At 63.4% G+C, this 25,413-nt stretch carries 22 protein-coding genes and 4 pseudogenes; 16 read left to right on the top strand and 10 right to left on the bottom strand.

Annotated features, from left to right (window positions below):
• Positions 1-59 precede the first annotated feature (59 nt).
• The 5 genes from hpaR to G6N73_RS28635 form a co-directional block, all read right to left on the bottom strand.
• Entirely contained in the window at positions 60-533 is a 474-nt protein-coding gene (gene hpaR, locus G6N73_RS28655) for a homoprotocatechuate degradation operon regulator HpaR (protein WP_343044777.1), read from the bottom strand.
• Positions 534-603: 70 nt separating this feature from the next.
• Entirely contained in the window at positions 604-1,953 is a 1,350-nt protein-coding gene (locus G6N73_RS28650; RefSeq protein WP_165033382.1) for an aminotransferase class III-fold pyridoxal phosphate-dependent enzyme, read from the bottom strand.
• Positions 1,954-1,973: 20 nt separating this feature from the next.
• Positions 1,974-2,639 (bottom strand): HAD-IA family hydrolase, encoded by a 666-nt coding sequence (locus G6N73_RS28645; protein WP_165033381.1) that lies wholly within the window; start codon positions 2,637-2,639, stop codon positions 1,974-1,976.
• The gene (locus G6N73_RS28640) at positions 2,636-3,898 is read right to left on the bottom strand and encodes a Tm-1-like ATP-binding domain-containing protein (protein WP_165033380.1); all 1,263 of its coding nucleotides are present in this window, start codon (positions 3,896-3,898) and stop codon (positions 2,636-2,638) included. The genes G6N73_RS28645 and G6N73_RS28640 overlap by 4 nt, the downstream gene beginning before the upstream one ends.
• A gap of 11 nt (positions 3,899-3,909) precedes the next feature.
• The gene (locus G6N73_RS28635) at positions 3,910-4,683 is read right to left on the bottom strand and encodes an IclR family transcriptional regulator (RefSeq protein WP_165033379.1); all 774 of its coding nucleotides are present in this window, start codon (positions 4,681-4,683) and stop codon (positions 3,910-3,912) included.
• A gap of 138 nt (positions 4,684-4,821) precedes the next feature.
• Between G6N73_RS28635 and G6N73_RS28630 the strand changes: the two genes are divergently transcribed.
• The 8 genes and pseudogenes from G6N73_RS28630 to G6N73_RS28595 all read left to right on the top strand — a co-directional run.
• The gene (locus tag G6N73_RS28630) at positions 4,822-5,763 is read left to right on the top strand and encodes a tripartite tricarboxylate transporter substrate binding protein (RefSeq protein WP_165033378.1); all 942 of its coding nucleotides are present in this window, start codon (positions 4,822-4,824) and stop codon (positions 5,761-5,763) included.
• A gap of 69 nt (positions 5,764-5,832) precedes the next feature.
• Positions 5,833-6,423, top strand: a complete 591-nt coding sequence (locus tag G6N73_RS28625; protein WP_165033377.1) for a hypothetical protein — start codon at positions 5,833-5,835, stop codon at positions 6,421-6,423.
• Complete coding sequence (locus tag G6N73_RS28620) at positions 6,423-7,928, top strand: tripartite tricarboxylate transporter permease (RefSeq protein ID WP_165033376.1); 1,506 nt, start codon at positions 6,423-6,425, stop codon at positions 7,926-7,928. The genes G6N73_RS28625 and G6N73_RS28620 overlap by 1 nt, the downstream gene beginning before the upstream one ends.
• Before the next feature lie 2 nt (positions 7,929-7,930).
• On the top strand, positions 7,931-9,415 hold the full coding sequence (locus G6N73_RS28615) for an aldehyde dehydrogenase (RefSeq protein ID WP_165033375.1): 1,485 nt from the start codon (positions 7,931-7,933) through the stop codon (positions 9,413-9,415).
• Positions 9,412-10,806, top strand: a complete 1,395-nt coding sequence (locus G6N73_RS28610) for a transaminase (RefSeq protein WP_343044776.1) — start codon at positions 9,412-9,414, stop codon at positions 10,804-10,806. Before G6N73_RS28615 ends, G6N73_RS28610 begins: the two co-directional genes overlap by 4 nt.
• A 3-nt stretch (positions 10,807-10,809) precedes the next feature.
• Positions 10,810-11,604: an SDR family oxidoreductase gene (locus tag G6N73_RS28605; RefSeq protein ID WP_165033373.1), complete on the top strand. Its 795-nt coding sequence runs from the start codon at positions 10,810-10,812 to the stop codon at positions 11,602-11,604.
• On the top strand, positions 11,601-12,374 hold the full coding sequence (locus G6N73_RS28600) for an SDR family NAD(P)-dependent oxidoreductase (RefSeq protein WP_165033372.1): 774 nt from the start codon (positions 11,601-11,603) through the stop codon (positions 12,372-12,374). Before G6N73_RS28605 ends, G6N73_RS28600 begins: the two co-directional genes overlap by 4 nt.
• Before the next feature lie 10 nt (positions 12,375-12,384).
• A pseudogene (locus G6N73_RS28595) lies at positions 12,385-12,852 on the top strand (ATP-binding cassette domain-containing protein); the annotation flags it as partial.
• Positions 12,853-12,888: 36 nt separating this feature from the next.
• Here the strand turns inward: G6N73_RS28595 and G6N73_RS28590 are convergent.
• The 4 genes and pseudogenes from G6N73_RS28590 to G6N73_RS37330 form a co-directional block, all read right to left on the bottom strand.
• Positions 12,889-14,211: a TRAP transporter large permease gene (locus G6N73_RS28590; RefSeq protein WP_165033371.1), complete on the bottom strand. Its 1,323-nt coding sequence runs from the start codon at positions 14,209-14,211 to the stop codon at positions 12,889-12,891.
• 15 nt (positions 14,212-14,226) lie between these two features.
• On the bottom strand, positions 14,227-14,814 hold the full coding sequence (locus G6N73_RS28585) for a TRAP transporter small permease (protein ID WP_343044775.1): 588 nt from the start codon (positions 14,812-14,814) through the stop codon (positions 14,227-14,229).
• Complete coding sequence (locus tag G6N73_RS28580; protein WP_165033370.1) at positions 14,811-15,857, bottom strand: TRAP transporter substrate-binding protein; 1,047 nt, start codon at positions 15,855-15,857, stop codon at positions 14,811-14,813. The genes G6N73_RS28585 and G6N73_RS28580 overlap by 4 nt, the downstream gene beginning before the upstream one ends.
• 243 nt (positions 15,858-16,100) lie before the next feature.
• Positions 16,101-16,255: pseudogene (locus G6N73_RS37330) on the bottom strand (aldehyde dehydrogenase family protein); the annotation flags it as partial.
• 321 nt (positions 16,256-16,576) lie between these two features.
• Here G6N73_RS37330 and G6N73_RS28570 point away from each other — a divergent pair.
• From G6N73_RS28570 to G6N73_RS28545, 6 genes are all read left to right on the top strand, one after another.
• On the top strand, positions 16,577-18,013 hold the full coding sequence (locus G6N73_RS28570) for an amidase (RefSeq protein WP_165033369.1): 1,437 nt from the start codon (positions 16,577-16,579) through the stop codon (positions 18,011-18,013).
• 183 nt (positions 18,014-18,196) lie between these two features.
• Entirely contained in the window at positions 18,197-19,015 is an 819-nt protein-coding gene (locus G6N73_RS28565; protein WP_165033368.1) for a GntR family transcriptional regulator, read from the top strand.
• Positions 19,016-20,605, top strand: coding sequence for a gamma-glutamyltransferase family protein (locus G6N73_RS28560; protein WP_165033367.1), 1,590 nt, complete (start codon positions 19,016-19,018; stop codon positions 20,603-20,605). It abuts the gene before it with no gap.
• A gap of 98 nt (positions 20,606-20,703) precedes the next feature.
• A complete protein-coding gene (locus G6N73_RS28555; RefSeq protein WP_165033366.1) occupies positions 20,704-21,204 on the top strand; it encodes a TRAP transporter small permease subunit in 501 nt (166 codons plus the stop codon).
• The gene (locus tag G6N73_RS28550) at positions 21,194-22,753 is read left to right on the top strand and encodes a TRAP transporter large permease (protein ID WP_246252656.1); all 1,560 of its coding nucleotides are present in this window, start codon (positions 21,194-21,196) and stop codon (positions 22,751-22,753) included. Before G6N73_RS28555 ends, G6N73_RS28550 begins: the two co-directional genes overlap by 11 nt.
• Positions 22,754-22,785: 32 nt before the next feature.
• Positions 22,786-23,868: a TRAP transporter substrate-binding protein gene (locus tag G6N73_RS28545; RefSeq protein WP_165033364.1), complete on the top strand. Its 1,083-nt coding sequence runs from the start codon at positions 22,786-22,788 to the stop codon at positions 23,866-23,868.
• Positions 23,869-23,925: 57 nt separating this feature from the next.
• Here G6N73_RS28545 and G6N73_RS28540 read toward each other — a convergent pair.
• Positions 23,926-24,111, bottom strand: a pseudogene (locus G6N73_RS28540) (Tn3 family transposase); the annotation flags it as partial.
• Between G6N73_RS28540 and G6N73_RS28535 the strand changes: the two are divergent.
• Positions 24,104-24,826, top strand: a pseudogene (locus G6N73_RS28535) (Mu transposase domain-containing protein); the annotation flags it as partial. The pseudogenes G6N73_RS28540 and G6N73_RS28535 overlap by 8 nt on opposite strands.
• Positions 24,816-25,413: ATP-binding protein (locus tag G6N73_RS28530; protein ID WP_165033363.1), on the top strand; the 598-nt coding region annotated here is incomplete at its 3' end. The pseudogene G6N73_RS28535 and the gene G6N73_RS28530, both read left to right, overlap by 11 nt.

Raw genomic sequence — 25,413 nt, 5'->3', positions numbered from 1 at the left:
TGCGCATCCGCCAAATGGCGGTCATCGCGACGGTTCCGTCACCAACCTTCAACTGCGAATTACCGTCCGCCGTTACGGGTCAATATCTCCAGCAGATCCAGAAGTTGGTCGAGCCGCTCACGACCAAAACGGGCCTCCAGTTCGACATAGATTTTGGCGCTTTCCGGCGTCACCGAGCGGATCAGGGCAACGCCTGCCGGCGTGATCTCGAGCAGCACGCGGCGGCCGTCGGTTTCGTGGCGCTGACGGGAGATCACCCCGCGGTCCTCCAGCGTCTTGATGATGCGGGTCAGGCTGGGCGCCAACACGCAGGCTCGGTCGGCCAGATCGGTAGCTTCTAGCGGTTCGCCTGCCTCGCCGAGAATGCGGATCACCCGCCATTGCTGCTCGGTCACGTCGTGAGCATTGAGCATTGGCCGGAACCGCGACATCACTGCTTCGCGCGCCTTGAGCAGGGCGATCGGAAGCGAGCGGCGGGTGTCGCGCGGCAGAAGAAGGTCTTCGGGCAGTAGGCGTCTCGGCTTGTCGTTCACGCTTCTTCTTTACCTCGTTTCACGCAATGTCATCGATCTTGTTGTCACTGCGAGCATCGCCGGCCCGGCTTCAGGCTACCGACAGCCCGGCGTCGAGGCCGGCGGCGATCGCCTCCACATCGCGAGCGGTCAGCATCAGCGGCGGCGACAGAATGATGTTGTTGCCGGATACGCGGATCATCACGCCCGCCTCGTAGGCTGCGTCGGCAACCGCACTCATGGTCTTTTTGTCGGCCGGCTTCTTCGATGCGTGGTCGGAAACCAGTTCCAGCGCCGCCATCAGTCCCCTTCCGCGAACGTCTCCGACAATGTCGTGCCTGGTCTTGAGGCGCTCCAGAGCCGTTGCAAGCTCGGCGCCGCGCCGCGCGGCATTTTCATCCAGCCGCAACCGCCTGGTCTCCGCCAAGGCGGCGAGCCCTGCCGCGCATCCGACCGGATGGCCGGAATAGGTATAGCCGTGGCCGATCGCGCCGAAACTCGTTTTGTCGCTCTCGAAGACATCGGCCACCGCCTCGCCGATCAAAGTGGCGCCGAGTGGAAAGTAGCCGGAGGTTATCGCCTTGGCCATGGTCATCATATCCGGCTTCACGCCCCAGAGCCGCGAGCCCGACCAGGCGCCCGCGCGCCCGAAGCCGGTCACCACCTCGTCGGCGATGAGCAGGATGCCGTGACGGTGGCAGATTTCGCGCACGAGGCCCATGAAACTCTCATGCGGCACGATCACGCCGCCTGCTCCCAGAACAGGCTCCATGATGAACGCCGCTATCGTGTCTGCGCCCTGGAAAGCGATCTCGTCTTCCAAGGCTTTGGCGCACAGTTTTGCAAGCCGTGCCGGATCGCTCTCGTCGAACGGATTGCGATAGACCCATGGCGCGGGAATGTGGAAAACGCCGGGCATAAGCGGCTCGTAATTGCGCCGGAAATTGGCGTTGCCGTTGACCGATGCGCCGCCGAAATGGGTGCCGTGATAGCCCTTCTTCAGCGCCAGGAATTTCGTCCGGTCGGCCTGGCCTCTAATCTTCCAGTATTGCCTGGCGAGCCTCAATGCCGTTTCGACCGAATCCGAACCGCCTGAGGTGAAGAAAACCCGGGCCATGCCTTCGGGCCCGAACCATTCAGTCAGTTCGTAGGCGAGTTCGATGGATGGTCCGGTGGAGGTGCCGCGGAATCCGGAATAGTAGGGCAGTGCCTCCAACTGGGCGGCGATCGCCTGCTTGATGGGGTCGCAGCTGTAGCCGAGATTGACGTTCCAAAGCCCGCCGACGGCGTCAATCACGGTGCGGCCGTCAATGTCGGTTACGCTGACGCCTTCGCCCTTCATGATGATTTTGGGCGGCTGCGCGCGCATCTCGGCAGGATGCGCCATCGGGTGCCAGATCGGCTTGCCGTTGTTTTCGGTCAGGAAGTTGATGTCGCGCATGGCGGCTCCGATCGGTAGTGTCAGGTAAAGGCAAGGCCGAAATGCAAGAGTGCTTCGGCGTAGGATTGTCCGGGCTCGCGAACGTCGAACTGGACGGCGCGCATTCCCACGGCTGCCGCGCCCTCGACATTGCGTTTCTGGTCGTCGACGAAGACGCAGGCTTCAGCCGGCAGGCCGAGCGCATCGAGAACAGCGCGATAGGCCCGCGGGTCCGGCTTCAAAATTTTCGTGTAGGTCGCGTCGACGATCGTTTCGAACAGATCGAGAATCGGCAGCCGTGAGCAAAAATCAGCGCCGTAGAAGAGGTCGAGCTCGTTGGAAAGGATGGCGAGACGGAAGCCCGCACCGTGAACCGCGCGGATGGCGCGGCCGGCTTCGGGTCGGATCACGGCCTCGGGATCGGCGCCACGCGCCTGGCGGACGAAGTCCTCCATTCGGCTCCAGCGCTTACCAACGAGTTGCCCGACCTGGCGCGTTCGATCGAGCCAGTAATCCCGCTCAGAAATCTCATCATTCTGCATCATCTGCCACAGCGGGTCGGTTTCGGGCGCGAACGGTCCGCGCCAGGCGAGTGCACCCGCTTCGAGCCCGAGAGCGGCCTCGGTATGCGCGTGAGTCTCGAACATGGTCTTGGTCATCACGCCCCCGAAATCGAGGACGAGCGCCTGCGCTGTCCCGGAACTCATGCGGCGGCGACCGCCGCCGGATTGCCGGCGGGAACGATTCCCGCCGCGACCCAGCGGTCGAAAATGGCGAGCACCGTGCTCACGAAAGCCTCGCTGTTGATGTGCCCTTCGATCTCGTGCAATTCGGCCGGCTCGCGGATGGCCGAGCGCATTTCATCGACAAAGGCCACTAGCCCGTCGGGGTCGTGCAGCGGCTCGCCTTCCTGGTCCCATTGCTGGATACCGCCGGAAGGCAGCACGCAAGCGACCGGACCTGTCGCGGCGGCGAGCTTGTCGCCGATGGCGCGGGCGATGCGGCGACGGGCTTCGGCGCCACAGGTCACCGAGGCGAGCAGCCGGTTGTGGGCGTGGTAGGGACGGTCGGCGAAAACTTCCGGCACCGGCAGCCAGGTCGGAAAGTCCACCATATCGATCGCGCCCGGCGCGACGATCTGGGGAATGCCCGCTCTGCCGGCATTTTCCAGCCGGTCGGGGCCGGAATTCACCACCGAGCCGTTCAGATAATTGGCGAGTTCCTGCAGGCTGAAATCCATCACCGCTGCAAAACCATTCCTCGCGGCGATCGATTCCATCGCCCGGCCGCCCATTCCGGTGGTGTGGAAGACAATCACCTCGTAGCCGCGCCGCTCCAGTTCCGGCTTGAGCGAAACCATGTAGGTCAGGCAGCTCTTGCCGAGCGAACTCATGCCGATCACCGGCCGGTTCTTCACCGGCTTCACGACGTGTCGCGCCGCGCCGACCACCGCGCCGCAGGCCTGCGACAGCACTGATTTGCAAGCGCCATTGATGCCGTAGAGGCCGCCGGCCCAGAGGATCATCATCAGGTCGGGAGCGATGCGTTCGGGCGGTATGAGATGCGAGTAGGCGACGGTCGACACCACGAACTTCGGCACGCCGAGCGGCAGCGCCAGCGCCACGTCGAGCGCGAGATCGGTCCCCATCGTGCCGCCGAGCGCGATGAAAGCGTCTATCTCGCCGGCCTCCTGAAGTTGGCTCGCCAGGCGCGAGGCGCCGAGCGCCATCGCCGTCATCGCCGCGTTCTCGTCGCCGCTGGCGGCGACGGCATCGATGGTGGTCCCTGCCGCGGCGGCGACGGCATGCTTGTCGTATTCCGGTCGATAGGGCGGCTCGCCGAGAACGCTGACATCCATCATGACTGGCACGCCGCCCGCCTTTGCGATGCAGTCGCGCATGAACAGAAGTTCGTCGGCCTTGGTGTCGCCGGTGCCGATGACGAGGATACGGGGTGTTTTTGTCATTGGCTTCATCTTCAGGATGCCAGGTTCAGCCGGGTGCCCACCGGCTCTCCGTTCAGGCTCAAGGAAATCTGGCGGCATGCGTCCATGACGGCTTCGCCATGGCGGGCGGCCAACCCGTCGTCAATCCGCGAAAGCGGGGACGCTACCGACAGTGTGCCAATCGCATATCCATCCGGCCCGAGAATGGGTGCGGCTACGCTGAAGACCCCCTCTTCATAACCTTGCGAACTTTGCGAATAGCCGCGGGCGGCCGCCGCCCGCACGGCCGCCATCACTTCGGCGCGGCCGGTGATCGTGTGCGAGGTGAAGGCCGGCAGTGGATGGTCGACATAGGATTTGACGAGTTCGGGTCGGGAGAAGGCAAGGAAGGCTATTCCCGATGCGGTGCCGTGCAGCGGCAATATCTGCCCGATATCGACATTGACCCGGTTTGCCCTGGTCGACTGTTCGACATGGACGGTCGCCAGCGCGCCGGCGCTGAATTCCGAAAGGTGGACGGTTTCCCCGGTCTGCAACGACAGTTCGCGCGCTGCCGGCGTGGATATCTGGAGAAAGGGGAAATGCGCCTCGCGAATGCGCGCCAGGCGCGAAATGCCCGCGCCCAATCGGTAGCGCCGGCTTTCGACATCCTGTTCGACGAAGCCGTTCTGGCTGAGGGAGACGAGAAGCCGACGGGTCGTCGCTTTGTCGAAGCCGGAACGCCGGGAGAGTTCCGACAGGCCAAGTTCAGGCTCTCTTGCGGTAAAAAGATCGAGCAGGAAAATGGCTTTCCCGACAGTTCCCATATTTCCCGAGCCTCCTCTCATATACTTCACTTGTGAATTAACTTGACAGGAACCGGATGTGTTTGCAAGTCTATAGATAAACCAAGAGTTCAAATAATGAACCGGCACGCGGAACGCTTTCAAAATGGGAGAAGAGAAATGCGTAAATTCGTGAATGTTCTGGCGGCCAGCGCCGCGTTTGCGGCCGTCTGGACCGGCCCGGCTTTCGCAGAATACCCCGAGCGGCCGGTCACCTTCATCGTGCCGTGGCCCGCCGGTGACCTCGAGGATCAGCTCACCCGCATAATCGCCGACGAGATGACCACCGCAACGGGCGTGCCCGCCAAGGTGGTGAACCGGCCGGGAGGCGGCGCGGTTGAAGGAGCAACGGCCGTCGCGCAGTCGGATCCGGACGGCTACACGGTCGGCTCTCTCGTCATCGACGTGCCGACCATGCACATCATCCGCGGCAACGCCGAATACAAGCGCGACACTTTCGAGCCTGTCGGTATCTTCCTTACCTATCCCTTCGCGCTGGTGGCGCTGAAGGACGCGCCATACGACAATCTGGCGGAGCTCGCCGAGCATGCGAAAACCAACCCGGTAAAGCTCGGCCATTTCGGCTACGATCTCGTGCCAACCATGGCGACCTTCGCCGCCGCCAAGCAGCTCGGCTTCAGTTTCGGCTCCGATGCGGCGTTCGACATGCTCGACTGCGGCACGCTGAAGAATGGCGATGTCGATGTGATGAACACCACGATGGCGACGGTGCTGGGCTGCCTCGGCGAGGTCAAGGCGCTCGCCGCCTATACTGACGAGCCTCTGTCGATCATGCCCGACGCGGCCCTGCTCTCGGCCCAGGTCCCTGGCCTCGACATTACCCTCTGGAACGGCCTGTTCGTGCCGAAAGGCACGCCGCAGGAAGTCAAGGACAGGCTCGCTGAGATTGCCGAGAAGGCGATCAATTCCCCGAAGGCCAAGGAGCTCGCCAAGGCGACCGGCGCCGGCGTCTACTGGATGGGCGCGGAGGAAGCCGCCAAGCGCATCGACAAGGACTATGCCGACGCCGAGGCTTTGGTGAAGACCCTGGAATCGAAATGATCTGGAACTGCGTCGCGCCCCTGATCCGGCGCGACGCGGAAGCAGCCCATCGCAACTGGATCCGCCAGAATGACGCGCAGCGGCCCGCCCGGCACGGAACTCGAACTTGCCGAAATCGATGAGAACGAAGACATCCCGGTCGAAGCCGAAGGAATGGCCGCTGCCGTGCTGCTCGCGGTCGCGCTGGTACTGATAGCCCTCGCGCCCTTTGCGACCGAGTCGCAGCCCGCCGGCAAGGCCTGGTACCTCGCGCCGATCAATTGGCCGCTCTTCAGCCTCGGCATTGCCGCATTGGCCGGTGCCTCCATTGTGGGGCGCTTCTTCACCGCCTGGCGGACGGCGGACGACCGGATCGCGTTCCGGCAACGGGCGCTCTGGGCCTTCGGCGGGCTTGGCGTCGCGCTCGAATACAGCCTCTATTTCTGCGTTTACTTGCTGGGCGTGGACTGGTTTGGTTTCACCATCGCGACGCTTCTGTTCCTGCAACTCGTCGTCTGGCGATCGGGTTTGCGAGGGCCGAAATGGGTAGCCGCGGCATTCGCCGTGACCGTCGGCATCGTAATCGTCTTCCGGCTCGGCATCGGCCTCTGGTTCCCGCTGGCTCCGATCTTCAAGCTCTTTCCGGCGTGGGTCGGCAACACGCTCGGCGGGATACTCTGATGGACAGCGTGCTTCTCGGCCTCGAGCACATCGCCACCTGGCAGGTGATCCTGGCGCTGCTTTTCGGCGCGCTCTGCGGCATCATGGTCGGCGCCATTCCCGGCCTCGAGCCGGCCGGAGCCATGGCCATCCTGCTGCCTTTCAGCCTACAGCTCGAACCGCTTGCCGGAGTGACGCTGCTGCTGGGCTCCTATGGCGGCGCCTGGTATGGCGGCGCCATCCCGGCCATCCTGATCCGCGTGCCGGGCACTCCCGTCAACGTTCTCACCACCTATGACGGCTATCCCATGGCGCGCCGGGGCGAGGCGCATCGCGCGCTCTCGCTCGCTTATTCATCGTCCTTCATTGGCGGTACGATCTCCGTCCTCGCGCTTATCTTCCTCGCGCCCTATCTTGCCAAGGCGGCCGAAAAGTTTGGCGCGCCAGAATTCGCCATGGTAGCGGTGCTCGCCCTTGTCTCTGTCATCCTCGCACATCAAAAGCATGTCGTGCCAGCCCTGCTGTCGCTCGGGCTAGGCATGTTTCTCGGCACGATCGGGTTCGAGCCGCTCTTCAACACGCAGCGCTTCACCTTCGGCCAGCAATGGCTGCTCGGCGGCGTGCCGATGGTGCCCGTCGTTATCGGCATGTTCGCCATGTCGCAAGCCTTCGTGCTGCTCGAAACGAAAACCCACCGCGCGGATGCCGGCGATCTCGCCTACCACAACCGCTTTCGCGGGCTGATGGAGGCCTTCCGCTATCCGCGAACGCTGGCGCGCTCTTCGGGCCTCGGCGTGGTGATGGGACTGTTGCCCGGCGTCGGCGAATTCGGTGCGCAGTTCCTGTCCTATTCGCTGGCGCGCCGCTTTTCGAAGAAGCCGGATGAATTCGGCAAGGGCTCACCGGAGGGCCTGGTCGCGTCCGAAACGTCGATCAGCGCCTGCACCTCGACAGTGCTCGTGCCGCTGTTGTCGCTCGGCGTGCCCACAGATCCGCTGATGGCGATGGTGCTCGCCGTTTTCATGATCCACAACATTATCCCCGGCCCGCAGCTCTTCGCCGAGCATCCGGAATTCATCTCCGGCCTCTACATCTCGCTGCTCCTGCTCAATGTCTTTGTGCTCTGCTTCCTGCTGTTCGCCACGAAATATGTGGTGAAGCTCTCGAAGATCAGTCCGCGCATGATCGGGGCCACCATTCTCGTTCTCGCGCTGATCGGCACCTACACGCAGAACTATCGGCTCTCCGACGCGCTCATCACCGTCATCTTCGCGATCGTCGGCCGCTTCTTCATCCGCAACGGCATTCCGGCCTTTCCGCTTGTCATCGGTCTTGTTCTCGGACCGATGTTCGAGATGCGGATGATGCAGTCGCTGAGCCTTTCCAATGGCGACCCGACGATCTTCCTGACCCGGCCTGTGGCGGCGGCGCTCCTGCTGCTCGCCGTGGCGGGTGTCGGGCTCTTCGCCTTCTCCCAATGGAATGGCCGTGGTGTCGTGCGCCGCGCCAGCAATACGGAAATCTAAGAATGCAGCAGGACCAGATCGACAGGCTCCGCGCCGACCCCATTGCGCCGGTGGGGCTATTCATCGCCGGCAGGTCCGAGCCGTCGGCCTCAGGCCGGGTCGTGGACGTGATTTCTCCGATCAATGGAAAGAAGCTAACGACGATCGCCGACGGGGCCGCGGCCGACATCGACAGATCCGTCGTCGCAGCGCGCTCGGTTTTCGAGAGCGGGACCTGGTCGCGCGCTACGCCGGCTCACCGCAAGAAGGTGCTGCTGAAATTGGCCGATCTCGTCGAGAAGCACGCAGCAGAGCTGGCCGTTCTCGGCGTCCGCGACAACGGCACCGAGATCGGCATGGCCTACAAGGCCGAACCGCTCTCGGCGGCCGGCACGATCCGCTATTACGCCGAAGCAACCGACAAGGTCTATGGCGAGATCGCGCCGACGCCCGAAAACGTGCTCGGCCTAATTCATCGCGAGCCGCTCGGCGTGATCGGCGTAATCGTGCCGTGGAATTTTCCGATGATGATCGGCGCCTGGAAGATCGCGCCGGCGCTGGCCGCAGGCAATTCAGTGGTCGTGAAGCCGTCGGAGATCGCCTCGCTCACGCTGCTGAGGCTCGCCGCGCTAGCCACTGAAGCCGGACTGCCCGACGGCGTGCTCAACGTCGTCACCGGCAAGGGCTCGGTCGCCGGCGAGGCGCTCGGGCTTCACATGGATGTCGACGCCATCGCGTTCACCGGCTCGGGAGGGGTGGGGCGGCGGCTGCTCGAATATTCCGCCCGTTCCAATCTCAAGCGGGTCTATCTCGAGCTCGGCGGCAAATCCCCGAACATCGTTTTTGCCGACGCGCCAGACCTTAGGCAGGCGGCGAAGGTTTCGGCCAACGGCATGTTCCGCAATTCCGGCCAGGTCTGCGTCGCCGGCTCACGGCTGCTCGTGCAGTCGCCGATCTACGACCGTTTCATGGACGAGCTTTTGGCGGTCACCGGAAAGCTCAAGGTCGGCGATCCGCTCGATCTCGGCAGCGACGTCGGCGCGGTTTCCAGCGCCGAACAGCTGGGAAAGAATCTGAACTTTGTGGCGAAGGCGGAGGAGGAGGGCGCGCGGCGTCTCGCCGGCGGCACGCGCATCCGCGAGGAAACCGGCGGCTACTACATGGCGCCGACCGTCTTCGAGAACATCACCACTGAGATGAAGCTTGCGCGGGAGGAGGTGTTCGGCCCCGTGCTCGGCGTCATGCGATTTGACACGGAGGAGGAGGCTGTGAAACTTGCTAATTCCACCGTCTACGGCCTTGCCGCGGCGGTCTGGACCTCCAGCGTCTCAACCGCCCACCGCATGGTCCGCGCCATCAATGCCGGCGTCGTCCATGTCAACACCTATGGCGGTGCAGACATCACTGTGCCGCTCGGCGGCTTCAAGCAGTCCGGCTTCGGCCGCGACAAGTCGCTGCACGCGCTCGACAAATACACCGACCTCAAGACCGCATGGATCGCGCTGTGACGGCCGCCGCGAAGACGAAGCCCGGCACCGCGGTGATCGACGCGCTGATCGATCGCGAGCAGGAGCGGTTCCTGAAGACGCATCCGCGCTCGGCCGCCGCCTGGGCGGAAGGCAAGCAGCATTTCCTCTATGGCGGGCCCTCGCACTGGATGCGGCGCTGGGCCGGCGGCTTCCCGGTCTATGCGGCCGAAGCGAGTGGTGCGCATATCCGCGACATGGACGGCCATGACTATGTCGATTTTTGCCTCGGCGACACCGGCGGCATGTGCGGCCACGCGCCCGAGGCAGTGACGCGGGCGGCGGTGCGCCAGCTCGAACGCGGCGCGACCATGATGCTGCCGACCGAGAACAGCCTCTGGGTCGGTGCCGAGCTTTCGCGCCGCTTCGGCCTGCCTTACTGGACGCTGACCACCTCGGCCACCGACGCCAATCGCGGCGCGATCCGCATTGCCCGCATGATCACCGGCCGGAACAAAGTGTTGGTCTTTTCCGGCTGCTACCATGGCGGCGTCGAGGAAGCCCATGTCGAGATCCGCGACGGCCGGATCGGCATGCGCAACATGATCCACCCCAACGGCGTCGACCATTCGGCGGTCTCCAAGGTTGTCGAGTTCAACGATATCGAGGCGCTGGAGCGCGCACTCGCCCCCGGCGACGTCGCCTGCGTGCTGACCGAGCCGCTGATGACGAATTTCGGCATGATCCCGGTTGCCGACGGTTTTCACCGGGCGCTGCGCGAGATCACCCGGCGGACGGACACTGTGCTGATCATCGACGAAACGCACACGATTTCCTGCGGGCCGGGCGGCTACACGCGCCTCCATGGGCTGGAGCCCGACATCTTCGTCGCCGGCAAGGCGATCGCCGGCGGCATTCCGGCCGGCATGTTCGGCGTTTCCCAGGAAGTCGCCAACCGGCTCTGGAAGATCGTCCCTCATGTTAACCCGCGCGAACGGCAATCCGCGCATCTCGGCATAGGCGGGACGCTCGCCGGCAACGCGCTTACCGTCGCCGCCATGCGCGCGGTGCTGGAGGAAGTGCTGACGCCGCAGAACTACGCAACCATGATCGCCAACGCTTCCCGTCTGGCGGAAGGCGCGCGCCGCATCATCGAAGCGAACCGGCTGCCCTGGCACGTCACCCAGATCGGCGCGCGTGCCGAGATCATGTTCACGCCCGAGCCACCCAGAAGCGGCGCCGACGTGATTGCGACACGGCGCGGCGATCTCGAGACCCTTCTGCACGCCTTGTACATGAACGAAGGCATCCTGGTGACGCCGTTCCACACCATGTTCCTGATGTGCCCCGCGACGACCGCCGAGGATGTGGATCGGCATACCAACGTGCTCGGCCGTTTCGTCGAACTCGTACGTGATGCGGGAGTGGTTTGAGCCATGGCGCGCTTCGATCTCTCCGGCAACGTCGCGCTCGTCACCGGCGGCGGGCGCGGCATAGGCGCTGCGATCGTCACCCGCTTAGCCGAAGCCGGCGCGACGGCAATCGCCGCGAACCGGACCCTCGACGCCGCCGAGGAACTTGTCATGGGGATTGGCGCGCGCGGACTGAACGCACATGCGGTTCAACTGCCGCCTCTGGACCGCACGAGCGCGCGGGCGCTAGTCGACGGGGTAGCGGAACGCCACGGACGGCTCGACATCGTGGTCCACAATGCCGGCGGCTGCCCCTGGGCCTCGATCGAGGACATGGACGAGGCGAAGCTGGACGACGCGCTCGACCTGAACCTCAAAGCCTGCTTCTGGCTAACCCAAGCTGCCGTCCCTCATATGCGCAAGAACAGGTTCGGCCGCATCCTGGTCACCTCGTCTATCTCGGCGCGGCGCGCAATGGCGGGCGGGGTGCACTATTCCGCTGCCAAGGCGGGCGTGAACGCCTTCATCCGCGGCGCGGCCTTCGAATTCGCGCGCGACGGCATCACGGTGAACGGCGTCGAGCCCGGCTTTATCGCCAAACCCGGCCGCGGCACGCTGAGTAGCCCTGAAATGATGGAAAAGATCGGTCGCCACGTGCCCGTCGGGCACGTTGGCGAAGCCGACGACGTCGCCTACGCCATGCTCTATCTGGCCTCGCCCGAGGCAAAATACGTCACCGGCCAGACGATCACTGTCGATGGCGGCGCGACCTTGCCCGAGACCGGGTTTGCCGTCGAGCGGCATTGGGGGCTCGCATGACCGCTCGTCTCGAAGGCAAGACGGCGCTGGTCACCGGTGCCGCCACCGGCATGGGGCGGGCCACCACCGAACTTTTTGCCCGTCACGGCGCAAGGCCCGTGCTGTTCGGCCTTGGCGGCGAGGCGCTGGACGATGCGGCTGCCGCTTCTGGCGGTGTCGCCGTGCACGGCGACGTGACCAAACCCGACGACATCGCCGCCGCGATAGCAGCCTGCGGCGGCCGCATCGACATTGTGGTCAATGCGGCGGGGTTGATCACAATCGACGAGCCGGCCACCGTCTCGGACGAAGCCTGGTCGAAGACGTTCGCCGTCAATGTCACCGGCGCGATGATGGTCTGCCGGGCAGCGCTGCCACTTTTGCGGCGGCAGGGCGGCTCCATCGTCAACATCGCATCCGTGGCGGCGTTCAACGCCAGCGCCAGCAATGCCAGCTACGCGGCCAGCAAGGCCGCGCTGGTCTCCTATACCCGCACGCTGGCCTACGCGCACGGTCCGGAGGGCGTGCGCGCCAACGCGGTGGCGCCCGGCTGGGTCCGCACCCCGATGAGCGAACACGAGATGGAAATTGCGGCTCTGCAGAATGGCTCGTCGACGGAGGCCGAATTCGAGGCGCTCACGCAGAGGATTGCGCTGCGCCGCATCGCCGCCCCGTCGGAGATCGCCTCCTGCTGCCTTTTCCTTGCGTCGGACGATGCCTCATTCGTCACCGGCGCCGTGCTCATCGCCGATGGCGGCGGCCGCGCGCCGCCGCAGAACAGGGCCACCTGATGTCGAGGGCGCCGGCCTTGCCCATGTAGAGCAGGGCAGAACCGTCTTCCGCCAGCTCACCACCGAGGAGAACCTTCGCGTCGGCAGACATCCCGAAGCCGAACTCTCCGAGGCTTACGATCTGTTTCCGGAGCTTGTGCAGCGGCGCTGCAGCAGCCCCAGCCTGCTCTCAGGCGGCGAGCAGCAGATGCTGATCATAGCGAGAGCCCTGCATGGGCGGCCGAAAGTGCTCCTGATCGACGAATGACGGCCGGCCTGGCGCCGGTCGTGGTGACCCGGCCAATGGCGGCGGTGCGCAAGCTCGCCAACCAGGGACGGGCCATCGTGCTCGTCGAGGGGTTTGCCGCGCTCGCCCTGTCGATCCGTGACCGCGCCTCTGTCATGCGCCGCGGGCGCATGGTTTATGATGGGGATTGCGCGGCCTTGCGACAGAGCGCGGACGCGTTTGCATCGCATCTACCTCGGCGGCATGTCCTGACTTACTGCCGCCAGCGCTTGAGCTGGTATTCCCAGGCTAGATCAGCAGCCGCGGCAGGAAGAGCGAGATCGCCGGAAAGGCCAGCAATATGCCGATGCGAACCATCTCGCTGGCGAAGAACGGCATCACGCCCTTGAACGTCTCGCGCATGGGCACGCTCCGGTCGAGCGAGTTGATGATAAAGACGTTGAGGCCGACGGGCGGCGTAATCAGCCCGAGCTCGACGACAATCAGGATGATGATGCCGAACCAGATCTTCAACTCGCCCGGGTCCAGGCCATAGTCGAGACCCGCCACCACCGGCCAGAAGAACGGGATGGCGAGGATGACCATCGATAGGCTGTCCATGAGGCAGCCGAGGATGAGGAAGATGACGATTACGAGGAACATCATCGCCATCGGCGAGAGGCCGCTGTCCTGGAGGCTCGCCGCCGCGGCCTGCGGCACGCCTGCACGCGCCATGAATATCTTGAGCAGTTCCGCGCCGAGCAGAATCAGAAAAATCATGCCGCTGGTGCGCGCCGTTTCCAGAAGCGATTCGCCTATGCCGCGGATCGAGAGCCGGCGCATTATGAGCCCGAAAGCTGCAACGAGGAAAACACCGATCGCTGCGGCCGCCGTCGGATTGTATATGCCGGCATAGATGCCGCCGATGACGATGCCGAAGACGACGAGTATCGGGACAACGGCAATCGACGCGGAGATCAGCTCTCCGCGCGGCACCGCCTCGCCCTGCGGCCCGGAGCCGGGAACGATGCGTACGTAGAGCGCCACGGTCAGCATGAAGAGCAGCATTGCCAGCAGCCCCGGAATGAGTGCGGCGGCGAACATCGTGACGACGTTCGCCTCGACGATGATCGCATAGACGATAAGCACGACCGAGGGCGGGATGAGGATGCCGAGCGTTCCACCCGCTGCGATGGTTCCGGTCGCCAGCGAGGGCGAATATTTGTAGCGCTTGAGCTCGGGCAGGGCGACTTGGCCCATGGTGGAGGCGGTGGCCGTCGACGATCCGCAGACTGCCCCGAACCCGCCGCAGGCTGCGACCGCCGCCATCGCCACACCGCCGCGGAAGCGGCCGAGCCAGGCATTGGCGCCCCGGAAAAGATCCTTCGACAGGCCGCAGCGCGAGGCCAGCCCGCCCATCAGGATGAACATCGGCAGGACCGACAGGTCGTAAATCGAGAACTGCGCGTAGGCCAGATCCTTGAGCTGGTTGAGCACGATAGCCGGACCGGATTGCAGCGTGATGCCTGCGATGCCGACCAGGATCATCGTATATGCGATGGGCACTCGTACTGCGATCAGAGCGAGAAGGCACAGAAGCCCCGCAATGCCGATGACGAAACTGTCGAACATGCCCGGTCTGTCCCGCTATTCGTTCGGTATGGGGTGGGGCGGCTGCGGCCGATTTGATCTGAAGCCCTTCCAGCCCTCCGACAGGGTAATGATGGAGGCCAGGACAAGCAAAGCGAGCGAGACCAGGATGGGCGGGAAAGCCGTCCACAAGGGCAGGCCGAGCACCGGCGTCGTTTCCCGATAACGGATATAGCTCAACAGCCCGCCATACATCTGGACCAGCAGAAGCAGCGAAAAGGTGAGCGCGAACAGCGACGAAAAGGCAGCCATGGCCGCCTTGCCTCTCTCGCCCATTCCTTCGGTGAAGATGTCGACCGTGACATTGGAGCCAGTCAGCTGGCAATAGGGCAGGAACATGAAAATCGCGATGGCGACAAAGTGCTTCACCAGTTCGTAATCGGCTGCAAATGGAGCGTCGAACAGGATATTCGATATGGCGCTCAGCGCCGTCATGATGGACAGCACCAGCGTGATTAGCCCGCCCAGCATCGCCCACCAGCGGATGATGACTGCGAACACCGAGAATAAACGGGAGCGACTTGCCGGCGGAGGAGGCTCTTCGCCCCCTTCCGCCGGATGGAACAGCACCCTGCCTGCGTTCACGACTTGCGCGCCGCCAGCGCCTTCCGAGCCGCATCGGCCAGCGCCTGGGCATTAAAACCGGCGCTCGCGTGTTCGCTGATCCAGCGGTCGACGACTGGCGCCATCACCTTGTTGAAGGCGTCCATCTCCTGCTGCGTAAGCACGATGTGCTCATTGCCGCTTTCGACCGCCATCTTGATGCCGAAGTCGTCATTGGCGCGCCAGAGCTCTCCCACCTTGCGCAGCCAGTCCTCGCCGCTGTGCTTGGTGAATATCTCCTGCAGGTCAGGCGGCAGGCTTTCCCAACGGGCCTTGTTCATGGAGACCTGGAAGGTGGTGGTGCCGAAGCGGTGATTGTCGGGGCCTTCGATCTGGTATTTCGTCGATTCCTGCAGCTGCAGCGCGGGAATAATTTCCCAGGGGATCAGCGCGCCGTCGACCGCGTTGGTCGTGAGCGCTTGCGGCAGGTCGGGAACCGGCATGGTCACCGGGGTCGCGCCCATTGCTTCGACGATCGCGTTTCCGGTCGGCCCTGGAACGCGCAGCTTCTTGCCTTTGACGTCGTCCGGCGTCCGAACCAGCGCGTTGGCCATGTGCAGGCCCTGTCCCGCGTGCACATGCATGAAGAGCACATGCACATCCTGGTATTCCTCGGCGAGGTGGCTCTCGAACAGATCCCGCATGGCGAGATTGACCGCCACGACGTCGTTGGTGAAGATCGTCGGCAGCTCGAAGATCTCCGAACGCGGAAACAGGCCGGGTGAGTAGCCGTTCACGGTCCAGACGATGTCGACGATGCCGTCGGCGACCTGTCGGAAAAGCTGCGGCGGCGCGCCGCCGAGCGACATCGACGGATAGAGCTCGATCTTGATGCGGCCCTTGGATTCGTTCTGGATCGCATCGGCCCAGGGCTGGAGCATGTCTTTGTGCGCCGGCGATTTGGGGCCGAGGAAATGGTGAAGCTTGAGTTCGACTTCCGGGCTCTGGGCAAATGCGCTTTTGAGCACCACGGGCGCCGCCAGGACGGCAGTCGCCGCTGCAAGAAATTCTCTGCGTCTCATCATGGTTTTCCTCCACTTGTTGCCGGTGTCAGATCTTGTGGAACTGCCGCGACACCGCCCGACGGGCGCTGGTTCCGTTTTCTATCAAGCAGCGAGATCTGTTCGCCATCTTCCGACCAACGACCGACCCGGTCCTCCCTTGCCGGCCGAACAGGCTGACAATAGCCAGCCATGAAGTATTTCCCAGTGTATTATCTCGGCCTCACTGCACCTTCTCCCCGTTCGCCCTACTGTTTCGCCCCGTCCTCAGAACGGATAATGCTGACCGGCGTCCTCGATCGTGAACCAGCGAAGCTCCGTAAACTCGTCGATCGCGCATGCCCGCCGAAGCGACCACCATATCCGGACGCCTTCGTTCCGCCAAACGGCACCTGCGCCTCGTCATGCACCGTTGGGCCGTTGTTCGACGCGCACAACCATGCCTTCCGCGTCTTTGGCGGCGTGCCTCAGCCGCACTTCCTGCCTAGCGGCGTACCGTATGGGGTTTCGAGGCTCTCAATGTCTGTGCCCCTTTAATGTTCAGGGCCACCTTCGCGGCGGCTATTGAAGCCGCCGGAGGGCCATAGAGGAGGCGGAGCAGAAAAGCCTCGCCGAGTACATTGTTCGTCGCAAAGTCGTACTAGATTTCATCGAAATCCTGCTCGAAAACTTCCGTGACGACCACCGAGATTGTGCTTACCAACGCGAGGATAGGCGGCGCGTCACCGCCCGGAGAAAACCACATGTCCACCCCAGACTTTACCGGCCCTGAACTCTGCACTCGCGAAGCCCATGAGATCGTGGCCCTTCTGAGAAAGAAGGAGATCTCCCCAGCAGAACTGGTCGAGGCAGCCTTCAGTCGCATCGAGGCGGTGGACCACCACATCAACGCCATGCCCACGCTTTGTCGTGACAGGGCGGAAGCGGCGGCGGGCGCGATTTCCGTTGACGAGGCGGGCGAGCCTGGCTGGCTCGGCGGCCTGCCAATTGCGATCAAGGATTTGACCGAGGTTGCCGGCGTCCGCACGACGATGGGTACGCTGGGATTGGCGGACTACGTCCCCGACAAGTCGGACCCGCTGGTCCGGCGCCTCGAGACAAGAGGAGGTGTTGTCGTCGGCAAGACGAACACCCCCGAATTCGGGGCGGGCGCGAACACCTTCAACGATGTCTTCGGGGTCACTCGGAACCCCTGGAACACTCGGCTGAACGCTGGCGGTTCGTCGGGCGGCGCGGCCGCCGCGCTCGCAACGGGGGAGGTTTGGCTTGCCCAGGGATCGGACCTCGCCGGCTCGCTGCGCACGCCGGCCGCCTATTGCGGTGTGGTGGGTCTGCGTCCCAGCCCCGGTGTAGCCGGTGGCGGCCCTTCGACGATGAGATTTCACACCGAAGGCGTCCAAGGTCCGATGGCGCGCAGCGTGCGCGACGCGGCCCTGTTTCTCGATGCGATGGCAGGTTTCAGTCCGGTCGAACCGCTGTCGTATCCCGCACCCCCGACCCCGTATCAGCAGGCGGTGGAGCGGGCCGACGTCAAAGTCCGCGTCGCATTCACCGCTGACATGAATGGATTCGGCGTCATTTCGCGGGAAATGGATGGCTGCCTCCGGGACGCGCTCGGCAAGATCGAGGGTGAGGGCGCCGTCGTGGTGGAGGACTGCCCGGAGCTTCCCGAACTGGACAAAACCTATCGCGTCCTCAGGGCGATGCTATGGGCTGCGCTGCCGGGCCGGGCGCCGGACGCAATACAGAAGCATTTCAAGCGGACCTTGCGCGAAAACATTGAGTTCGGGCGCAGCCTGACCATCGACGATGTCTACGATGCCCAGCTGAACCGGTCGCGCCTATTCGACAATACGGTCGGCTTCCTGCGCGACTTCGATGTGATCGCCTGCCCGGTCGTGGGTGTCATGCCCGGTCCTGTGGAAGAGGAATATCCGACCGAGGTCGATGGCGTACCGCTTAAAGACTATATTTCCTGGCTGCGGTTTTCCTTCCTCGCGACCACTGTCGGGCTACCGGCCATTTCCGTTCCGGTCGGCCTGACTCGTGACGGAATACCGATCGGGCTACAGCTCATCGGGCACCATCGCGGGGAGGCCAGGCTTTTGGCGGTTGCCCGCGCCGTGGAGATTGCGACCGGCGGCCCGCTGGGGCCGATCGACCCGGTGGTGATGGCATAACCTCAAGATCGCGACTTTGAGGCGGGTTGCGGCTGACCGGGCTCGCGCCACGCGGAAGCTCCCGAAATTTTCATGCCTGAGAGGATGTTAGATATTGATTGATATTGATGAATCAATTTCCGTATACAAGACACTTGTTCTGCGTACAAAGAAGTGAGAAGGTATGTGGGGAGGGGAGAGGGCATGCTTGGAAACCGGCTGAAAAACGAGATCGCGGACCTGATCCTCTCCGGTCGCATGAGGCCGGGCGAGCGACTTGACGAGCAATCGCTTGCCTCACGCTTCGGGGTCTCGCGGACTCCTATTCGCGAAGCACTTCAGCAGTTGGGCACCGCTGGTCTGGTCGAGATACGGCCGAGACGCTCGGCCCGTGTCAGGGCGCTGAGCATGGCGGAACTGGAAAGTTCATTTGAGGCCTTGGGCGAAATCGAGGCGATTTGCGCCCGCTACGCGGCCGAGCGAATGACCCAGGCCGAGCGCATTTCCCTCAAGTTGCTTATCGATCAGTCCCGCGTAGCGAGTCGGCAGGGAGACCGTGTAGCCAGCCGCGACCTGGATGCGAGAATTCACGCACTTCTGCACACGGGCGCGCACAACAAGGCCTTGTGTTCTGTCGCCAATGAAACGCGGATGCGCGTCGAACTGTACAGTTCAGCGCCGTACACTCTGCCGAATTTCGACACCCAACTGCACGTCCCGCACGGGCAGCACGAGCAGATTGTGGAAGCCGTTTTGAACCGGGATCCGGAAGCGGCCCATCGTCTGATGATCGATCATATTGGCGGGAGCTTTCTGGTCGTGAAGGGTATTCTGGAGGAGGCCAGCGCGCTGGCCACTGCTGGCGGTGACGAACCGGCCGGGCGGCATCCCTACGGTCATGTGGCCCATCTATTTGGTGACACCGCGGTGAAGGCATTGACCGGCTGGACCGGCCAGACAGCTGCCGGACCGTTCGATCCGCCAAAGCCGTCGCCGGACCGTTCGGGGCAAGGAGGCGCTTGAATGCACCACTATAGCGGCCCCGGAAGGTCGGTTGCATTTGCTGCCGGAGCGATGTGCGCAACCTCCCACCCCCTGGCTGCGATGACCGCCCTCGACATGCTGAAACAGGGCGGAAACGCTGTCGACGCGGCAGTCGCCGGGGCGGCGGTGCTAGGCTTCTGCGAGCCCATGATGTGCGGGCTTGGCGGTGACGTCTTCGCGATGGTCCGCGATCCTGAAACGGGTGTGATTTCAGGCCTGAACGGTTCCGGACGCGCGCCTATGGGGCTCGATGCGGCGATGCTTCGCGAACAGGGCCTGGATGCGATACCGTTGGACTCGATCCATTCCGTAACCGCGCCAGGCGCAGTCGACGCGTTCGACAAGCTAGTGCGCGCGTACGGCCGTCTCGATCTTGCTGCAGTCCTTCAACCAGCCATTCACTACGCCGAAAACGGCGTGCCGGTGTGTCACCGGTCCGCGCTCGACTGGAAGGAGTTCGGGCCGCGTCTCCAGGGCGCGGGGCGCAAGCACTATCTTCGGCAGGGCGAGCCTTATGCGGCAGGCAGCATCTTCGCCTCACCGGCGCAGGCCGAAGCCCTGCGGCTGGTCGCCAGGCACGGCCGGGACGCTTTCTACGCCGGCGAAATCATGCAGGACATGCTCGACACCCTGCGTGCTGCCGGAGGCTGCCACACCGCGGATGACTTCGCCAACACCGCCGCAACCGAGGTGGAGCCGATCCGCATCAACTATCACGGTCACGATCTAATCGAGCTGCCGCCGAACGGGCAGGGGGCTACCGCGCTGCTCCTGGCCAAGATCCTGAAGCGCTTCGACATCTCCAGGCTCGATCCCAATGGCGCCGAACGGGTGCACCTTGAGGCCGAGGCGACGCGGCTGGCCTATGGCGCACGCGACCGCTTCATTGGCGATGCGGCCGGAGCCGAGGATCGTGTGCGGCACATGCTGTGCGACGAAACGGCCGACACCCTGGCGGACCTGATCGATCCGCGGCGAGCCTGCCGCGATGTGGATCAAAGGGCGGAGGCTCTTCATCGCGATACGGTCTATATCTGCGTGGTCGACGAGGACCGTCTCGCGGTCTCGCTGATATATTCGACCTTCTGGCCTTTCGGCTCCGGACTGGCCTCGGCTCGGTTCGGAATCAGTTTCCAGAACCGAGGCGCCGGGTTCTCCCTGCAACCCGGCCATGTCAACGAACTCAAGGGCGGCCGCAGGCCGCTCCATACACTTATTCCCGGATTTGTCGAGAAGGCGGGGAGCTACGCCATGCCCTTCGGCGTGATGGGCGGCCCGTTCCAGGCAACGGGACACGCCCACTTCCTGTCGAATCTTGTCGATTTCGGCATGGATATCCAGGAGGCGATCGACGGTCCGCGCAGCTTCCTCGATCCGGCCACCGGAAAACTTGCGCTGGAACGCGGATACTCAGACGACGTGGCCGTCAGACTCACCGAGATGGGGCATGAGGTGACCCGCGCCCCTGTAGGAATGGGAGGCGCGCAGGCGATCCGCATCGACCTGAAGACAAAGATCCTCGAAGGCGGAAGTGATCCTCGCAAGGATGGCTTGGCGTTGGGGTTTTAGGGACATGTTCGGAAAAGCCGCCGTCAGATCAACAGCCGCTTCCTTCGAGAGCGCATGGTCTAGTCTGCGGCGCAGAACACCTGACCCGGGGGCGTTCCATGACTAGGTTGATCTCCAGATCCGCTGCGGTTGCGAGAATAGCGGCAGGCTTCGTCGTCCTGCTGCTCATGTCCGCACAGATCATTGTCGTTGCTCTGCGCTATGTCTTTTCGCTCGGATGGCCGTGGGCGTTCGATTTCCTGGTCTACTGCTTCTTCGTCTCGGCCCTGCTGCCCGCGCTGTTCGTCCTGATCCGGGACGTCAGCGTCAGGGTGGACGTGTTTTACAACCGGTGGGCCGATGAAAGCCGGCGTCGCATCGACCGGCTTGCGCTTCTGGTTATCCTTTTCCCGTCGATGGCCTACGCCGGCTGGGCCTCTCTGGGCGCCACCGTCAGATCGTGGACGGTACTCGAATCCTCTCCGACCTATGGCGGGTTGCCTGGCTATTTCATCCTGAAAACGCTGCTCAGCCTGGTGTTCCTCGTGCTCGCAACCGTAGCGGTTTTCATGGCGCTTCGCCGCGCCCCCTATTCAATGGAGCGGCATGATGAGTCATGAACTCCTGCTCATTCTTCTGGGCGTGCTTCTGTTTGGAGGAATCCTCTCTGGCGTGCCGGTCAGTTTCGTTCTGCTTGGTGCTCCGTTTCTGATTGCGATCCTGGGCGCACTGACGGGAGCCTTCGATCTTGCCTTCATCGACGCGTTCCCGTCACGCGCCTTCGGCTTGCTGACAAACCCCGTCTTCGTTGCTGTGCCGCTCTTCGTGCTCATGGGGAGTCTTCTCGAGAAGGCCGACATCGCCAAACGAATGATGCTCACCGCCGGTGCGCTCTTCGGTGAGCAACGGGGTGGCCTTTCCTATGCCGTCATCATAGTGGGGGCGCTGCTCGCGGCGTCGACCGGGGTGATCGGCGCGACGATTTTCATGCTCGGGCTGATCGCGCTTCCCGCCATGCTGAGCGTCAACTACTCGCCACGCCTGGCTTCGGGCGTGATCTGTGCCTCAGGTTCGCTGGGCCAGATTATCCCGCCTTCGATCCTGCTGATCCTCCTGTCGGATCAGATATCGGCTGCCTATCAGAGCGGGCGGCGCTCCGTTGGCGACTTTGCCCCAGAGCCGGTCTCGGTCGGCGACCTGTTTGCCGCAGCGCTGCTGCCGGGGCTGGTGCTCGTCGGTCTCTACCTCCTCTATACATTCGTCCTTTCCCGCGTTCGTCCCGAAACCTGCCCGCCGATCCGCCAGTTCTCGGCAACGGGTGAGCAACGCAAGCCGGGCGTGGGAGAAGTCATCAACGCCCTGGTCCTACCGCTCGCGCTTATCCTTCTCGTCCTCGGCTCAATCCTTGGCGGCGTGGCTACGCCCACAGAAAGTGCCGCACTGGGTGCAGCCGGCGCATTGGTTCTGGTGGCGATAGAGCGACAATCCGTTTCGGCCTGGCGGCGGCCCATCATCCTGGCCGTGCTGCCGGCCGCCTTCCTGCTGGTCGTGGTGAAGGCGTACGGGGGTGCCAACGCATCGCCGCTCCTTATGGCGGTGGGGCTGGCGTCGCTGGTTGTTCTGGTGGCCGGCGTTGCATTGGCGGTCTGGCAGGAGTTGCGCGAAGGCGAACTGATCGGCGTGGCCTCGAGCACAGCCACGGTGGTGTCGATGCTGACGCTGATCGTATTGGGCGCCACGATGCTTTCGCTGGTCTTTCGCGGCCTGGGCGGTGACGAAATGGTCGCGGACCTGCTTACCGGGCTGCCCGGAGGAACCGCCACGGCCGTGCTCGCGGTTATGGTCGTCATTTTCTTCCTCGGCTTCGTCATCGAGTACATCGAAATCATTTTCATCGTGGTTCCGGTGGCTGCTCCGCCGCTCATGGCGGCGGGAGTGGACCCCGTGTGGTTCGCCATCCTGATCAGCATGAACCTTCAGATGAGCTTCCTGACGCCGCCGTTCGGCTATGCGCTTTTCTATTTCCGTTCCGTCGCGCCAGCCGCACTGACGACACGGGACATCTATGCCTCGGTCACGCCCTTCATCCTGCTTCAGTTGCTGGCACTTGCGCTGGTCGCCGCGTTTCCGGCACTCGCCACATGGCTTCCGGGTGTCATCTTCAAGTGATGTCAACAAGACAAAACAAGGGGAGTACGAAAATGCACAGGCGTAAATTTCTGACGACAAGCGCAATAGCTCTTCCAACGGCTCTCGCCGCGCCGGCGATAGGCCGCGCGCAGGCCAAACACGACTGGAAGCTGGTGACTTCCCTGCCCAAGAACCTGCCAGGTCCTGGCGTCTCGGCGCAACGCTGGGCAGAGAGGATCACGAAGATGTCGGGAGGCGAACTTAACGTAACGGTCTATGGAGGCGGCGAACTCGTGCCTCCCTTCGGTACGCAAGAGGCGGTCGAGAACGGCACGGCGCAGGCCTATCACGGGTCCGGTTCCTGGTTTGCCGGCCGCGATATCTCGCATGCCTTCTTTTTCTCCGGCCCGTTCGGTCTGCTTTTCGATGAAATGCATGCGTGGATGTATTACGGCGGCGGGCAGGAGTTGCTCGACGAATTCACCAATCCTCGCGGCCTCCAGATATTCATTGCCGGCGGCTCGGGTGTGCAGACCTTCGGCTGGTTCAAGAAACCGATCAATTCACTTGACGATCTGCGGGGTCTCAATTTCCGGGTGACTGGCTTCGGGGCCAGCGTCCTCAACAAGATCGGCATGAATGCGGTTTCGACCCCGCCCGGAGAAATCTTTCCGGCCCTTCAGTCGGGCGCTCTGGATGGCGCCGAATGGGTGGGGCCGTCATTCGACCAGGCGTTCGGTCTCCAGAAGATCATGTCCCACATGTACGCCCCGTCCTTCGGCGACGTGTATGGGGGCATCGAATTCGGCATCAATCTCGATGCGTGGAACGCCCTGTCGGAAGACCTGCAAACGATCGTGGTCACTGCGACCGAAGCGGAAGCCAACCGCTCCTCCGCGGATGCCTTGAACATGAACCTGGACGGGCTGGCCGCACTGAAAGAAGTCGAAGGCCTGACAACCGGCACCTTGCCCGAAGACGTATGGGAGGCGCTGCGCAAGGCCTCCCATGAGGTTATGGACGAAGTGGCTGCCACAAACGATTTCGTCGCCAAGTTGATGGACAGCTATTACAGCTACGTCAAAAGAGCCTCGGAATACAAAGGGCTCTACGACGTTGTGCTGTCGGAGGAGCGGGCCAAGTACGTCGCTTAACGGCGCGGCCGATGCAAGGGTGCGGCCTGCGCTGATGCTCGCTTCAATACGTAGAGGTCGCTTTGACGGGAAATCGTGCATACGCGGAATGAAGGCATAGCCAAGGATAGCGGAAACGGCGAAGATGTGATCGGTGAAGCCGCCGGTGGCAGCATATTGCTCACAGCCTGCCGGTCTCGTCATCAGAAGCACATCGAGGATATAGGGCGCTTCACTGGCTGTCGCGGGAATCGAATGGCTGGAGAGCCGCTGTAAGGAGCTTTGGCGACAGACATCGCATGGGCAAATGCGTGGAACCATCGCCGATATCTGGGCCGAAGAAGCTCAGGCTCTCATGCCGGCATCACGTCCGTTCGACGGCTTCGTCGAATACACCAAACGCGTCTCCCCGACCCGCCTCGTCCATCTGGAGCGCAACCGCTACAGCGTTCCGGCATCCTTCGCCAACCGGCCGGTGAGCCTGCGTGTTTACCCGGAGAGGATTGTCGTCGCCGCGGAAGGTCAGATGATCTGCGAGCACCGCCGCATCATCGACCGTTCTCATGACCGGCCAGGACAGACGGTCTACGACTGGCGGCATTATCTGGCCGTCGTTCAGCGCAAGCCGGGCGCCCTTCGCAACGGCGCCCCCTTTGTCGAGCTTCCTGATGCCTTCAGGACATTGCAGCAGCATCTCCTCAGGAAGCCGGGCGGCGATCGCGAGATGGTCGACATCCTGGCGCTCGTCCTTCAACACGACGAACAGGCCGTGCTCTCGGCCGTCGAGATGGCACTGAAGGCGGGCGTTCCGACGAAGACGCATGTGCTGAACCTGCTTCACCGGCTGGTCGACGGCAAACCCTTCATGCCGCCGACCGTCGATGCGCCTCAGGCCTTGACGCTCACCAATGAGCCGAAGGCCAATGTCGAGCGCTACGACGCCTTGAGGAAGACCGTGGAGGTGCGCCATGCGTCATAATCCCGCCAGTGGCGCCATCGTCATCATGCTCAGGAGCCTCAAGATGCACGGCATGGCCCAGGCCGTCGGCGAACTGACCGAACAGGGTTCTCCGGCCTTCGAGGCCGCCATTCCGATCCTGTCCCAGCTCCTGAAGGCCGAAACGGCCGAACGGGAGGTCAGGTCGGTGGCCTATCAGCTCAAGGCGGCTCGGTTCCCGGCCTACCGCGACCTGAACGGCTTCGACTTCTTAAGCAGCGAGATCAACGAGGCGCTCGTACGCCAGCTCCATCGTTGCGAGTTCATCGAAGCAGCCAACAACATCGTCCTGGTCGGCGGGCCCGGCACGGGAAAGACCCATGTCGCGACCGCCATCGGCGTGCAGGCGATCGAGCATCACCGCAGACGCGTCCGCTTCTTCTCCACCGTCGAACTGGTCAATGCGCTCGAGCAGGAGAAGGCGCAAGGCAGATCCGGGCAGATCGCCAACCGCCTCGTCCATTCCGATCTCGTCATCCTCGATGAATTGGGCTACCTGCCGTTCAGTGCATCCGGCGGCGCGCTGCTCTTCCATCTCTTGAGCAAGCTCTACGAGCGCACCAGCGTCA

It is taken from the genome of Allomesorhizobium camelthorni, assembly GCF_011045125.1.
In the GTDB taxonomy this organism is placed as follows: domain Bacteria; phylum Pseudomonadota; class Alphaproteobacteria; order Rhizobiales; family Rhizobiaceae; genus Allomesorhizobium; species Allomesorhizobium camelthorni.
The sequence above is the reverse complement of the archived record's forward strand: the minus strand, read 5'-3'. Positions and strand labels throughout refer to the sequence as shown.